The organism is Aeromonas sp. PrichA-15 (genome assembly GCF_017939245.1).
Taxonomy (GTDB): domain Bacteria; phylum Pseudomonadota; class Gammaproteobacteria; order Enterobacterales; family Aeromonadaceae; genus Aeromonas; species Aeromonas caviae.
Genome location: NZ_JAGKRH010000016.1, coordinates 31,843 through 44,842 on the forward strand (window position 1 = coordinate 31,843; position 13,000 = coordinate 44,842).

At 61.3% G+C, this 13,000-nt stretch carries 12 protein-coding genes; 5 read left to right on the plus strand and 7 right to left on the minus strand.

Annotation, left to right across the window (positions count from 1 at the left end; translation table 11 throughout):
• Positions 1-22 precede the first annotated feature (22 nt).
• Positions 23-1,420 carry a nucleobase:cation symporter-2 family protein gene (locus tag J9889_RS02685; protein WP_041213345.1) on the minus strand — a complete coding sequence of 466 codons (1,398 nt, stop codon included), beginning with the start codon at positions 1,418-1,420 and terminating at the stop codon, positions 23-25.
• Positions 1,421-1,663: 243 nt separating this feature from the next.
• On the opposite strand from J9889_RS02685, the gene J9889_RS02690 reads away from it, so the two are divergent.
• Positions 1,664-2,803, plus strand: a complete 1,140-nt coding sequence (locus J9889_RS02690; protein WP_111896974.1) for a GGDEF domain-containing protein — start codon at positions 1,664-1,666, stop codon at positions 2,801-2,803.
• A 30-nt stretch (positions 2,804-2,833) separates the two neighbouring features.
• On the opposite strand, the gene J9889_RS02695 is transcribed toward J9889_RS02690, so the two are convergent.
• Together J9889_RS02695 and J9889_RS02700 are read right to left on the minus strand one after the other, a co-directional pair.
• Positions 2,834-3,082, minus strand: a complete 249-nt coding sequence (locus tag J9889_RS02695; RefSeq protein ID WP_010673495.1) for a YciN family protein — start codon at positions 3,080-3,082, stop codon at positions 2,834-2,836.
• Between the two features lie 150 nt (positions 3,083-3,232).
• On the minus strand, positions 3,233-4,612 hold the full coding sequence (locus tag J9889_RS02700; protein WP_041213343.1) for an MATE family efflux transporter: 1,380 nt from the start codon (positions 4,610-4,612) through the stop codon (positions 3,233-3,235).
• 120 nt (positions 4,613-4,732) lie between these two features.
• Between J9889_RS02700 and J9889_RS02705 the strand changes: the two genes are divergently transcribed.
• A complete protein-coding gene (locus tag J9889_RS02705; RefSeq protein WP_041213342.1) occupies positions 4,733-5,590 on the plus strand; it encodes an AraC family transcriptional regulator in 858 nt (285 codons plus the stop codon).
• A 55-nt stretch (positions 5,591-5,645) separates the two neighbouring features.
• The gene (locus J9889_RS02710) at positions 5,646-7,340 is read left to right on the plus strand and encodes an NAD-dependent malic enzyme (protein WP_039039301.1); all 1,695 of its coding nucleotides are present in this window, start codon (positions 5,646-5,648) and stop codon (positions 7,338-7,340) included.
• Between the two features lie 74 nt (positions 7,341-7,414).
• Here the strand turns inward: J9889_RS02710 and J9889_RS02715 are convergent, their stop codons facing one another.
• The 4 genes from J9889_RS02715 to J9889_RS02730 all read right to left on the minus strand — a co-directional run bounded on the left by J9889_RS02715 (position 7,415) and on the right by J9889_RS02730 (position 12,019).
• The gene (locus J9889_RS02715) at positions 7,415-8,473 is read right to left on the minus strand and encodes an OmpA family protein (RefSeq protein WP_048208140.1); all 1,059 of its coding nucleotides are present in this window, start codon (positions 8,471-8,473) and stop codon (positions 7,415-7,417) included.
• A 219-nt stretch (positions 8,474-8,692) separates the two neighbouring features.
• Positions 8,693-9,694 (minus strand): porin OmpA, encoded by a 1,002-nt coding sequence (gene ompA, locus J9889_RS02720; RefSeq protein WP_039039303.1) that lies wholly within the window; start codon positions 9,692-9,694, stop codon positions 8,693-8,695.
• Positions 9,695-10,106: 412 nt separating this feature from the next.
• A complete protein-coding gene (gene ompA, locus J9889_RS02725; RefSeq protein WP_010673501.1) occupies positions 10,107-11,126 on the minus strand; it encodes a porin OmpA in 1,020 nt (339 codons plus the stop codon).
• A gap of 305 nt (positions 11,127-11,431) precedes the next feature.
• Entirely contained in the window at positions 11,432-12,019 is a 588-nt protein-coding gene (locus tag J9889_RS02730) for a hypothetical protein (RefSeq protein ID WP_210555951.1), read from the minus strand.
• Between the two features lie 258 nt (positions 12,020-12,277).
• Between J9889_RS02730 and J9889_RS02735 the strand changes: the two genes are divergently transcribed.
• Both J9889_RS02735 and J9889_RS02740 read left to right on the plus strand, forming a co-directional pair.
• The gene (locus tag J9889_RS02735) at positions 12,278-12,544 is read left to right on the plus strand and encodes a helix-turn-helix transcriptional regulator (protein ID WP_010673503.1); all 267 of its coding nucleotides are present in this window, start codon (positions 12,278-12,280) and stop codon (positions 12,542-12,544) included.
• A 195-nt stretch (positions 12,545-12,739) separates the two neighbouring features.
• A complete protein-coding gene (locus J9889_RS02740; RefSeq protein WP_349237003.1) occupies positions 12,740-12,919 on the plus strand; it encodes a hypothetical protein in 180 nt (59 codons plus the stop codon).
• Positions 12,920-13,000: the final 81 nt, after the last annotated feature.

Here is a 13,000-nt window from a genome sequence, read left to right on the forward strand (position 1 = left end):
TTGGTGCAAGGATGGCGGAGTGTCAGGCCTGTGCGGCGGCGCGCCTGGGCAGCAGCAGATTGAGCAGGATGGCGGTGAGGCCGCCGGTGGCGACGCCGTAGGAGAGCACGCTCCTGGCCAGCTCCGGCAGGTGTTGCAGCACCTCGGGCACCTGGGCCACTCCGAGACCCATGGCGAGCGACACCGCCAGGATCATCAGGGCGCGGCGGTCCAGCTCCTCCCGGGAGATGATGCGCACCCCGGCGGCGGCGATGGTGCCGAACATGACGATGGTGGCGCCGCCGAGCACGGGTTCAGGTATTTGTTGCACCAGGCTCGCCACCGCCGGGAACAGGCCGAGCAGGGCCAGCATGGCGGCGATGAAGAGGCCGACATGGCGGCTGGCCACCCCGGTCAGCTGGATGACGCCGTTGTTCTGGGCGAAGGTGGACATGGGGAAGGTGGAGAAGACCGCCGCCAGCATGGAGTTGGCGCCATCGGCCAGCACGCCCCCCTTGATCCGCGCCATGTAGACCGGCCCTTCCAGCGGCTCGCCGGAGATGTCGGAGGTGGCGGTCATGTCGCCGATGGCTTCCAGCGCCGTCACCACGAAGATGATGGCGAGCGGCACGAACAGCTGCCAGTCAAAGCCGAGCCCGTAGTGCAGCGGAACAGGCACCATCAGCAGGGGGCCGTCGAAGGTGGGGGCAGCCACCTTGCCCAGCAGCAGTGCCACCGCATAGCCCGCCAGCATGGCGATCATGATGGCGGAGAGGCGCAGCCAGGGGTTGCGACTGCGCTGCATCAGCACGATGAGGCCGAGCACCAGCAGGGAGAGAAAGAGGTTGGTGTGGCTGGCGAAGCTGCCGTCCGCCAGGGCGCCGTAGCCGCCCCCCATGCTGATGAGCCCTACCTTGATGAGGGTCAGGCCGATGAGCAATACCACTATGCCGGTCACCAGCGGGGTGATGATCCGTTTGACCAGGTGCAGGAAGCGGCTCATGACGACGATGGTGAGGGCCGCTGCCAGCATGGTGCCGAACAGGGTGCCCAGCAGATCGTCGGTGGGCATGGCCGCCTGCTTGAGGGCGAGGCCGGAGGCGATGATGGGACCGAGGAAGTTGAAGCTGGTGCCCTGTACCGAGAGCAGGCCGGAACCGAGGGGGCCGAAACGGCGGGTCTGGATGAAGGAGGCGATGCCGGACATGACCAGGGACATGGAGACGATGTAGCGGGTGTCGTCGGCGGGGAGGCCGAGGGCATTGGCGATGATGAGGGGCGGGGTGATGATGGCGACAAACATGGCGAGCATATGCTGCAGGGCGGCGAACAGGGTCTGGGGCAGGGGGGGGACATCCTCGATGCCGTAGACCAGTTCGCTGTGGGCTCGCCTGGGGGGATGGGCCTCTCGGATGGCGCTTGGGGCGGCAGCCTGTTCCATAAATACCTCGAATGTGTGGGGGGAGGGGAGAAAATTGGGCGCTATTTTAGTGATTGGCATCGCGCTTTCCAGCGCTAATTGAGCGCAAACTCGTTTATTTCTCGATGGGTTGAAACGTTTTCCTGTGGCGATTAAGATCCGCCGGTTTGTGTGAGACCGATCCCTCACAAAGGGGAGGGAGGCTGATGCATCAGGATGGGGACGGTGTAGAATGAGCCCTCGGTTCGAAGATGGAGACTCTGGATGCTGAAGCTGTCGGAGTTCTGGAGTGCCCGCGCCCACTCCGAAGATTTTACCCTGACCCGGATGGGCTTCATGACGGTGCGGCTGCGGCTGCTCACCTGTCTGCTGATGGCGGGGCTCCCGAGCTGGGCTCTGGTGGACTGGCTGACCCTGCCAGCCATCCAGTTCGAGGCGCTGTTCCAGGTCAGGATCTTCTGCCTGCTGGCCCTCTCGCCCCTCATCCCCCTCTCCTATCTCATCCACTTCAAGCGCGAGCGCATGAAGCTGGCGCTGGGCTACCTGATGGCGGTGATGATGCTCTTCTCCCTCATCTGCCTGCACAGCTTCGGCGCGGATCAGGAGATGCAGGCGGGCTACATGGCCTTCCCCTATCTGCTCATCAGCCTGTTCGCCATCTTCCCCATTCCCCTCTCCCTCAGCCTGCAACTGGCGGGGGGCATTCTGGCCACCATGCTGGCGGGCAACTGGCTGCTGGTGGGCCAGCCTCTCTGGAGCGTGCAGACCCTCAACCAGGTCTGGCTGCTGGGGCTCTTTGCCATCGCCAGCGCCTGGGTGCAGTGCGGCCAGCTCAACATGCTGCTGCAACTCTATCGGGAATCCACCACGGACGAGCTGACCGGCATGATGAACCGCCGCCTGCTGATGAAGCAGCTCGAGAAGGCGAGGGCCGCCATGATCCGTAAACAGGCTCCCTTCGCGGTGCTGCTGCTGGATCTGGACCGCTTCAAGCGCATCAATGACACCTTCGGCCATTTGGCGGGGGATGCGGTGCTCAAGGAGGTGGCGGCCACCCTGTCGGAGCAACTGGAGCCCGGCATGGTGCTCGGGCGTTACGGCGGGGAGGAGTTTGCCATCCTGTTGCCCGGTTGCACGGATCTGGCACAGGCCAAGCGGGTGGCGGAGCGGCTGCGGGTCGCGGTGGAGGCGCGGTTGGTGAAAAGCCCCACCTCCGACGAGCTGCTGGAGGTGACGGTGAGCATCGGTCTGACCCTGGCCCAGCGTGGCGAGGGGGTAGAGGAGCTGCTCAACCGGGCGGACGAGTGCCTCTACATGGCCAAGATGGCGGGTCGCAACTGCGTGGTGGCCGAGGCCGGCAAACCCGCGGGCGATGCAGGGCGCACAAAAACGGATGCCGCCTGAGGGCGGCATCCGGTGATGACGGGGCTGGCGTCAGGCCAGGGTGTATTTGCCGGAGAGCTGCTGGGCCAGCAGCTTGAACATGTTGAACACCGCCATGGTCTTGCCGGTCGGGGTGCCGTCCTCTGCCAGGAAGAACTCCCCCTTGAACACCAGAATGTCCCCCTTCTGCTCCACCGAGTCGGCGCGCATGCCGTGGATGAAGTCCTCGTGTTCACGAATGATCTTGTTGGCCATCTCCAGCAGGGCAGTCTCGGTGATCCGCTCTTTTTGTGGTTGCATGCTCGTCTCCTTAAACGACTACTGGGCAGGGCACAAGGGTCGGCATGGCCGGCGCACCCCGCCTCTGATTGAAGAGGGGGCCAGCATACTGCAAAGCGGGATTTTCTGTCATTGATATGACCCCGCATTTTCCCGCTTTGCGCTCTTCCCTTATCCCAGCACCAGATTGCGCAGCCAGCGGCGCTGGCGAATGCGGCGCTGCACCAGCAGCACCTTGGAGAGCTCCTCCAGCAGGACCACGGCCACCACCCAGGAGAGGGGCCAGCCCAGCAAGCTGACCGCCACCCAGGCCAGCGGCAGGCCGATGCACCACATGCCGACGATGTCGATGAAGATGCTGTAGTTGACGTCCCCCCCCGAGCGCAGCACCCCGACGATCCCCACCATGTTGAACACCTTGAGCAGCATGCCGAGGCACATGATGGCGAGCACCTGGCCGGCCTCAGTCATCAGCTCGCCCGGCAGGTTGCCGACCCATTGCAGCAGGCTGCCCTGCATCAGCCAGACGGCGGTCCCCACCAGCAGGGCGCCGACGGGGGCGAGCAGCAGGAAGAGCTGGGAGTGTTGCCAGGCCTCGTCATACTCCTCTGCTCCGAGCCGGTGACCGAGCAGGGTGGAGCAGGCCACCGCCAGCCCGAAGAAGAGGGAGATGAGGATGCTCTCCAGCGTGCCGAGGGTGGTCATGATGGCCAGGGCGTCGGTGCCGAGGTGCGCGTAGAGGAAGCCGTAGAGCAGCATGCCGAAGGCCCAGAGCCCGTCGTGCAGCAACAGCGGCAGGGCGATCAGGGTGAAGCGCACCACCTCCTTGCGCCTGAAGGCGGCGAGCCAGTCTTGCTTGCGCGGGATGAGACGGGGCTCGGCACGCCACACATAGGCAAGCAGCAGCGCGGTCTGCAGCAGACGCGAAAGGGTGGTGCCCCAGGCGGAGCCGGCTACTCCCATGGCCTCGGCGCCGAAATGGCCGAAGATGAGGGCATAGTTGAGGATGACGTTGGCGATGATGGCGATGATGCCGATGCGGGTCGGCGCCGCGGCATTGCCCACCGAGCGCAGGGCCGACTCCAGGGGCACCACCACGGCGGTGCAGAGGATGGTGGCGCCGGTGATCATCAGGAACTCGTCGGCCAGCTCGCGCAGCGCGGGCTCCTGGCTGGCAAACCCCAGCACGCTGCCCGGTGAGAGCACATAGACGAGGGCAAAGGGCAGGCTCACCGCCAGGGCGCCCACCAGGGCCAGGGCCAGGGAGCGGCGCACCCCGGCCATCTCGCCACGGCCGAAATATTGTGCCGCCAACACCGAGACCCCGCCCGAGAGCCCCGCTATCACCAGCAGATTGAAGAAGAAGACCCGGTTGCCCAAGCCGACCGCCGCCACAGCCGTGGTGCCGAGCTGGCTCACCATCATGATGTCGATGAGGCCGAGCAGGGAGAACATCATGGATTGCAGCGAAACCGGCAGGGCCAGTCGCCACAGTCGCGTCATGAACTCGCGATCGGTGGTTTGTTTTAAAATCGCTTGCCAATAATTCATTTATGTTAACCGGGTTGGTAAAAATCAGGGTTTGTCGTGGGTATGATAGGGGTGATAACGGGAGGCTTCACTGTGAGCCTCTCTCGGCTTTATTGTGCAAAACTATCCTGTTGAGGTGCTATGCCATTTATCAGCGAGTGTCTGGAAATCGCCCCGGCCTGCGAAGAGCGGATGCTGGGGCGCGAAGGGCTGCCTCTGCTTGGGGAGGCGGGTGTCTTCCTGACCGGCCTCTCGACGATACGGGAGCACTACCTTATCCGCCGCAACCGACCGGAGTTTCACATCCTGATGGTGAGCCATGACGAGGGGGGCGCCCTGCTCACCGATGGCGGGGAGCAGCCCATCCCGGCGGGAGCCCTGGTCTTTCTCCCGGCCGCCGTGCCGGGGGGCCTCAGGCTGGTGGGGGAAGCCTGGCATACCAGTTGGATCCTGCTGGACGACGTGCCTCGCTGGCAGCATCTGCACCGGCTTGGCCATCGCATCTGGCAGGGGGAGGAGGGGGAGCAGCTCTACCACCTGCTCAGCCTGATGCAGGGGGAGGGAATACGTTCGCCACTCCAGCCCCAGCTGCTGAGCCTGCTGCTGGCGCTCTTGGAGCGAACCCTGCAGGGGGAGGTGCGCGGCACGCCGGAGCTTAGGCTACAGGCGCTGTTTCGGCGGGTGGAGGCACGTCTGGACGAGCCCTGGAGCGTGGCCCTGCTGGCCGACCAGATGGCCTGCTCGGTGCCCCATCTGCACCGGCTCTGCCAGCAGGTGTTCGGCATGGGCCCCATGGCCTGGCTCACCGGGCTTCGCATGAACAAGGCGCGCCAGTTGCTGCTCTACACCAACTGGCCGCTGGCCGAGCTGGCGGCCCGGGTCGGATACAGCGACGGCGCCAACTTTGCCAACCGTTTTCGCCGCCTGACGGGTCAGACTCCGGGGGCCTTTCGTCGACTGGGTCGCAAACCTTTCGCAAGGGAGGTGCAAACCCTTTGAAATTGTTGGCTCAAGCCCATAGGATCGACGGGCCACACAGTCAAGGTACAGATCCATGTTTGAAGATAATAATCAGAAACGTCCCCTCTACATTCCCTACGCAGGTCCAGCCCTGCTGGAGACGCCGTTGCTCAACAAGGGCAGCGCCTTCACCAGCGAAGAACGCAGCAGCTTCAATCTGGAAGGTCTGCTGCCCCAGAACATCGAAACCATCGAAGAGCAGGCAGAGCGTGCCTATCGCCAGTTCATGGCGTTTGGCAACGACATGGACAAGCACATCTATTTGCGCAACATCCAGGATACCAACGAAACGCTCTTCTACCGCCTGCTGAACAACCACCTCACCGAAATGCTGCCGGTCATCTACACCCCGACGGTCGGCAAGGCGTGCGAGGAGTTCTCCAACATCTATCGCCGCGCCCGTGGCCTCTTCATCTCCTATCCAGACAAGGACAGGATCGATGACATGCTGCAAAATGCCACCAAGCAGAACGTCAAGGTGATCGTGGTTACCGATGGCGAACGCATCCTGGGCCTCGGGGATCAGGGCATCGGCGGCATGGGCATTCCCATCGGCAAGCTCTCCCTCTACACCGCCTGTGGCGGCATCTCCCCGGCCTACTGCCTGCCGGTGGTGCTGGATGTGGGCACCAACAACCAGCAGTTGCTGAACGACCCCTTCTACATGGGGTGGCGCCATCCGCGCATCTCCGGCGAAGAGTACGACGAGTTCGTCGATGCCTTCATTCAGGCGGTCAAGCGCCGCTGGCCGGACATCCTGCTGCAGTTCGAGGATTTCGCCCAGGGCAATGCCACCCCGCTGCTCAACCGCTACAAGGATGAGCTGTGCTGCTTCAACGATGACATTCAGGGGACCGCCGCGGTGACCCTGGGCAGCCTCATCGCCGCCTGCAAGGCCTCCGGTGCCAAGCTCTCCGAGAAGCGGGTCGCCTTCCTCGGGGCGGGCAGTGCCGGGTGCGGCATCGCCGAGCAGATCGTGGCGCAGATGAAGGCCGAAGGGCTGACCGACGCCGAAGCGCGGGGCCGGGTCTTCATGGTGGATCGATTCGGTCTCATCACCGACAAGATCCCCAACCAGCTCGACTTCCAGCGCAAGCTCTCCCAGCCGGTCGAGCGGATCAAGGAGTGGCCGGTGGGGGACAACATCTCCCTGCTGGAGGTGATGGAACACGGTCGCCCGGACATCCTGATCGGGGTCTCCGGCCAGCCCGGCCTCTTCACCGAAGAAGTGGTCAAGACCATGCACAAGCACTGTGCCCGTCCCATCATCTTCCCGCTCTCCAACCCCACTTCCCGGGTGGAAGCCACCCCGGCGGATCTCATTCGTTGGACCGACGGCCAGGTGCTGGTCGCCACCGGCAGCCCGTTCGCACCGGTGGAGTACAAGGGCAAGCGCTACGTCATCGCCCAGTGCAACAACTCTTTCATCTTCCCGGGTATCGGCCTTGGGGTGATCGCCTCCGGTGCCAACCGGGTGACCGATGCCATGCTGATGTCGGCCAGCCGTGCCCTCGCGGATTGTTCACCCCTGGTGAAGGGGGAAGAGGGCTCCTTGCTGCCGGATCTGGCGGACATCCATCAGGTCTCCCGCTACATCGCCAAGATGGTGGCCAAGACCGCCATGTTGCAGGGCAAGGCGGTGCAGACCCCCGATGATGTGATCGATCAGGCCATCGAGGCGAACTTCTGGCGCCCCGAGTACCGCCGCTATCGTCGTACTTCCTTCTGATCCCAAGGGGACAGACACGGAGAAGGGATGCCTCGGCATCCCTTTTTTGTGCACGGCTGTGAAGGAAGAGGAGGTTATTGTGCCGGTTGCTCGGCGGGGGCGGGCTCGGCGGGATTGCTGACACCGGTGACCCGGATTTCGACCCGGCGATCCGGGGCCAGGCAGTCGATGAGGGCAGCCCTGGCCTTGATGGCATCACACTGGGTGCCGGTGACCGGGTTGCTCTCGCCGTTGCCCTGGATGCTCACCTTGTCGGCGGGCAGCCCTTTGCCAATCAGGAAGTTGGCGACCGTGCTTGCACGGGCCTCCGACAGTGCCTGGTTGTTGGCATCCGAGCCGATGCGGTCGGTGTAGCCCATCACCATGGCGTTGCCATCCTTGGGTTTGACGTCGACGATCTGCTGGTAGAGGGCGTCGAGTGCCTGCATCCCCTCCGGTTTGAGCTCCGCCTTGCCAAAGGCAAACAGCACATCCGAACTCAGGTTGAAGGTCTGATCCACCGGCTCGGGAGCCGGGGGCGGCGGTGCCACGACCAGAGGCGCGGCCACCGGCACTGCGGCGACGGTGCGATTGGGGTGAAGCACCAGCTCGATGGTGGCGGTACTGATGTCGCTGACCCAGCGTTTGGTGCCGCTGCCCACCTTGTCGTTGTCAGGATCGTCCCCGACTCGCACCATGTAGCGGTAGCGGGTCTGGATGTCTACCCAGTCGCTCAGTCTGGCGGTCAGGCCCAGACCCGCCAGGGGAGCCAGGTTGTCATCTCCCCCGTTGACGGAGTCAACGTGATAGAGATAACCGCCCCCTTCGGCAAAGACAGAGAAGATGTCCCCCAGGGGCAAACGGCCAATGACCGACAGGGTGGCCCCCTTGCTGTTGAAGTCCTGGCCGGCAATATCCCAGTCACCGGTGGAGAGGTAGCCGAGCTCTGCCCCCAGATTCTCGTTGTAGTTGTAGCCGACAAAGGCGTTGATGGCGGTTGCGTCCTTGCCGACGTCCTGGCTGAAATCATCGATGTCATGGGCAAAGGCCCAGCCACCCCCAGCCCCCACATACCAGTCGTGAACAGGTGCCGCCTGGGCGGCACTCGTCGCCAATGCCAATGCAATCCACACAGGTTTCAGTCTTATGTTCATCGCGTATCCTCGTCGATGTTGGGTGTTATAGGGCTCCCAGCCCTTTGCTATGTATAGCCAACATTATGTATAGGCGATGTGAGCGCATTAACCATTTAAGTGACGCATCTGTATGGAAAATCGGTGAGACAGGCAGGTGGGCTGCCCGCGCTGGCGGTGCCGTTCGGGCATTAAAAAAGGGGCCGGAATGGCCCCTTTTTTTAACAGGTGGTTGTCCCCTTATTGCTGCACTTCCTGTACGCCGGTGACGCGCACTTCGACGCGGCGATCCGGTGCCAGGCAGGCGATCAGCTGAGCCTTGGCCTTGATGCCGTCACACTGGGTGCCGGTGACCGGGTTGGCTTCACCACGACCTTCGATGGAAACCTTGCCAGCCGGCAGACCCTTGCCAACCAGGAAGTCGGCCACGGTGCGGGCACGGGCTTCAGACAGCTTCAGGTTGTAGGCATCGGAGCCGATGCGGTCGGTGTAACCCACCACCACGGCGCTGCCATCTTTCGGCTGGACGTCGACGATCTGCTGATACAGGGTGTTGAGCGCAGCAGCCCCTTCCGGCTTCAGGGTGGATTTGCCGAAGGCAAACAGCACGTCCGAGCTCAGGGAGAAATTCTTGTCGACCATGACGGGCTCGGGAACCGGCTCGGGAGCCGGTGCCGGGGCCGGTGCCACATAGGTGGTGCGGTTCGGGTGCATCACCAGTTCCAGGGTGGCGACGCTCATGTCGGTTTTCCAGGTTTTCTGATCGTCACCCAGATCCCACATGTAGCGGTAGCGGGCCTGTAGGTCGATAAGGTCGGAGAGCTTGGCAGTCAGACCCAGACCCGCCAGCGGCGAGGTCCCGTTGTCGCTCTGGCCGTTGCCGTTGACGTGGTTGAAGTAGGCACCCCCTTCGGCGAAGACGGAGAAGATGTCATTCATGGGCAGGCGTGCGATACCGGACAGGGTGGCACCCTGGGTCTTGAAGTCGACGCCATCGACGCCAGCCTTGCCGGCATAGAGATAGCCGAGCTCGGCGGCAAAGTTCTCGGTGAAGTTGTAACCGCCGAACAGGGAGAGCGCGGTGGCGTCCTTGTCAGCATCCTGGCCGAAGGTATCCAGGTCGTGGCCATAGGCCCAACCTGCACCCATACCCGTGTACCAGTCGTCGGCCGCCTGAGCGGTGGTGGTTCCCATGGCTGCAATGGCCAGAGCAATCAGGGTTGGTGCCATTTTCATTTTCATCGTTTTATCCTCGTTGAGTTGCCGTGCTATGGGCGTACTGCGCACTCTTTGTTATACCGGTCGCAGATGACACTTCATGTGCGACACCGTGAGCGGATCACGGACGGCTTGAATAAAAAATGGATGGAAACCTGGATTCTCATGAAGCTGTTTCTCCATGGGCAACTAACCGGGCACTGAGCACTTTTAATAGTTCATCCAATGTCTTACAAGCGTTGCTACTGTATTCTTTTGAATCAGCGTGATCAAGTTTCTGCACAGATATGCAGCGCCGATACCGGTGTCGCGGGGCCGCAATACGGGGGTAAAGGGGAGAAAAGGTGAGACAGAGAGTGTCGCTGGGGGGAGGAGAGAGACAGCAAAAGGGGATGCCGTGGCATCCCCTTTTTTACGTTACCTGAGCGAAGTCAGATTACTTTTGAACTTCTTGTACGCCGGATACGCGAACTTCTACGCGACGGTCCGGAGCCAGGCAGGAGATCAGCTGAGCCTTGGCCTTGACGCCGTCACACTTGGTGCCGGTGACCGGGTTGGCTTCGCCGCGACCTTCGATGGCAACCTTGCTGGCAGCCATACCCTTGCTGACCAGGAAGTTGGCAACGGTGCGGGCACGAGCTTCAGACAGCTTCTGGTTGTAAGCGTCGGAACCGATACGGTCGGTGTAACCAACAACAACGGCGTTGCCGTCTTTCGGCTGGAACTCAACGATTTGCTGGTACAGAGCGTTCAGGGCTTGCACACCTTCGGCCTTCAGGCTGTCTTTGCCAAAGGCGAACAGCACGTCGGAGTTCAGGGCGAAGTTCTTCTCAACGATTTGCGGAGCCGGGGCCGGTGCTTCTTCAACAACCGGGGCCGGAGCAGGCGCTACGTAGGAAGTACGGAACGGGTGGTAAACGGCTTCCAGGGTCGCAACGCTCTGGTTGGACTTGTAGCGTACGTTGTCGGCGTGCAGGTCAGCCACGTCCCACATGTAGCGGTAGCGAGCTTGCAGATCCAGCGCGTCGTTGACCTTGTAGGTCACACCGGCACCGGCAAGCGGGGATACTTTGGTATCGCTGGTACCCAGACCGTCGGTGTGGCCCCAGTAGGCGCCAGCTTCACCGAACAGGGAGAAATCGTTGCCCAGCGGCAGACGAGCGATACCGGACAGGGTGGCACCCTGGCTCTCGTAACGGTTGCCGTCGGTGTTGCCACGGCCGGTGTACTGGTAGCCCAGCTCGGAACCGAAGTATTCGTTGAAGTTGTAACCAACGAAGGCATTGGCAGCAGCCGCATCTTCTTCGCCAACGTTCACGCCTTCGATCTTGTTCAGACCGTTGAAGTGAGTTGCACCAACACCGGCGCCGAAGTAGATGTCGTCAGCGGCGTGAGCTGCAGTTGCACCCATTGTGGCCATAGCGATGGCGATCAGGGAAGGAGCCATTTTCATCATAAAATAATCCTCGTTGAGATGGCACGTTGTTCACGTGCTTCGCACTTTGTAATTTATGTAAGCTGCTGGCTCTGTCGACCAACGACGTTGGTGCGAACAGGGATCCTAGATCCATCCAGGAGGCACGTATCTGGGTGCACAAGTGCGCGGGTTGCACTGTCGACAATGCATACTCCGCCACGAACAGCCGACGTCATTCCGATGACGTGGCGCACTTTATGCCCATTTCAAAACATGATCAAGCTCACAGATAAGGGATGGGGCAAATTGTGTCGTAGGGATAACTGGCTGTTTCTTGGGATTTATTAGTGATCCAAGTAGGCGCGATGCAGTTTCTTCTCAAGCTTCATATAAGCCTCAGCCCAAGCGTGCCGCGGGGTGGCGTCACCCGCCCTGACCGAGAGGACAGCAAGATAGTCCGCCTCAGTTGCTTCGCACAGCAAGGGTGTGAAACTGAGCAAGAAGTGACGGGCGAGGTAGGGATCGAGAGGCCAGATGTTGAGGATGGCCCGCGCCACGGGCTGGACGGCGGTGGAGCAGATGAAGTGCCGATGACCTGCTTCCAGCCATTGGGCCATCTCGGCGAGGTTTTCTTCCGGCACGATGCCGCCATCGCCTTTCTCCCTGGCCAGCGTCATCGTGTGACCATTGCCCAGTGCCAGGGTGCCGTTTTCTGCCACGACGCCGTCGTGGCTGCGCAGGGGAAGCGTCGCCTGGCCTTCAAGATAGAGGCTGCAGCTGTCCGGGAGGGCCGCCAGCACGGTGGCGGCGTCCCCCTGCATGGCCATGGGCAGCCAGAACGCTTCGGCCCGGGTCTGCAGACCCTGGGCGAGCTGACGGGGGAGGGAGTCCGGGTCGGAATGAAGACGGGAAATGATGCCGGGAAATGCCATGTTGATGACTCTCTTGGAAATAACCGGCGAATTATACGAGGGATGGCCGGGCAACAAGAAAGGTTTCTTTTCGAGACTGTTTACCTGAGGCGACGCAGCGATTACCATCCCCGAGGTTTGTGAAGGGTTGTCGTCGAAAGACGCTGATTATAGATAGAGGCTCGACCATAACGAGTCCGTTCAAAACTGATACACTTGACTACGAGTCGTCGCGAAAAATAAAGGTGGAGTCAATCCGCCGAACGGAGTATGAAACACATGAATTCAAATATCGTAACTGTTGGCAAGAAGATCCGTCAGATCCGCGAAGCGGTAGGCCTGAGCCGTCCCAAGTTTGCCGATCTGCTGGGCGTCCCCCCAACCACCCTGAAGAACTATGAACTGGGTTACCGTGAAGTCGGAGGCGCCTTCCTGGTTGCCCTGGCCCACCACCCCGATCTGCACAAGTTCACCCTCTGGCTGCTGGCTGACAAGAAAGTCGCCGAAATCGGCCAGATCGGTCCGGACGATATTGCCAAGGCTTGATTCAGTTCAACCTTGATAAAAATGCCGCCCTCGAGGCGGCATTTTTTATTTGTCAAAATGGATGATTATTTAATTAAATAATGCGTTGTGTGCGGTCAACGGCGATTTTCACTAAATCATCTTGTCGGGCTGGATTAATCCACGGAACACTCCGACCCTTTTAATTCAGGCGGTGATCCACACAGTGAGACAACGATGAGCCAATCCATTACCAAAGCCAGAGATGGGTTTACCAGCACCTTTGGCGTGCTGGCCGCGACCCTGGGGTCTGCCGTCGGGCTCGGGAATATCTGGAAGTTTCCCTATCTGACAGGGCGAGATCGTGAACGTTTTGAAGCAATGTTAAGAGGATTTGACCGACCGATCTGGGTGTGATCTTATACTCTCTTTTACGGGAGTTTCGCGATGAACCACCATGCTGCATTTACTCAATTCTTCTCTGAACTCAAAGACCCT

Coding starts and splice junctions, on each gene's coding strand:
- J9889_RS02695 (WP_010673495.1), bottom strand. CDS start 3,082: ATGCAACCACAAAAAGAGCGGATCACCGAGACTGCCCTGCTGGAGATG.
- J9889_RS02690 (WP_111896974.1), top strand. CDS start 1,664: ATGCTGAAGCTGTCGGAGTTCTGGAGTGCCCGCGCCCACTCCGAAGAT.
- J9889_RS02710 (WP_039039301.1), top strand. CDS start 5,646: ATGTTTGAAGATAATAATCAGAAACGTCCCCTCTACATTCCCTACGCA.
- ompA (WP_010673501.1), bottom strand. CDS start 11,126: ATGATGAAAATGGCTCCTTCCCTGATCGCCATCGCTATGGCCACAATG.
- J9889_RS02715 (WP_048208140.1), bottom strand. CDS start 8,473: ATGAACATAAGACTGAAACCTGTGTGGATTGCATTGGCATTGGCGACG.
- J9889_RS02735 (WP_010673503.1), top strand. CDS start 12,278: ATGAATTCAAATATCGTAACTGTTGGCAAGAAGATCCGTCAGATCCGC.
- J9889_RS02705 (WP_041213342.1), top strand. CDS start 4,733: ATGCCATTTATCAGCGAGTGTCTGGAAATCGCCCCGGCCTGCGAAGAG.
- J9889_RS02740 (WP_349237003.1), top strand. CDS start 12,740: ATGAGCCAATCCATTACCAAAGCCAGAGATGGGTTTACCAGCACCTTT.
- J9889_RS02700 (WP_041213343.1), bottom strand. CDS start 4,612: ATGAATTATTGGCAAGCGATTTTAAAACAAACCACCGATCGCGAGTTC.
- J9889_RS02730 (WP_210555951.1), bottom strand. CDS start 12,019: ATGGCATTTCCCGGCATCATTTCCCGTCTTCATTCCGACCCGGACTCC.
- ompA (WP_039039303.1), bottom strand. CDS start 9,694: ATGAAAATGAAAATGGCACCAACCCTGATTGCTCTGGCCATTGCAGCC.
- J9889_RS02685 (WP_041213345.1), bottom strand. CDS start 1,420: ATGGAACAGGCTGCCGCCCCAAGCGCCATCCGAGAGGCCCATCCCCCC.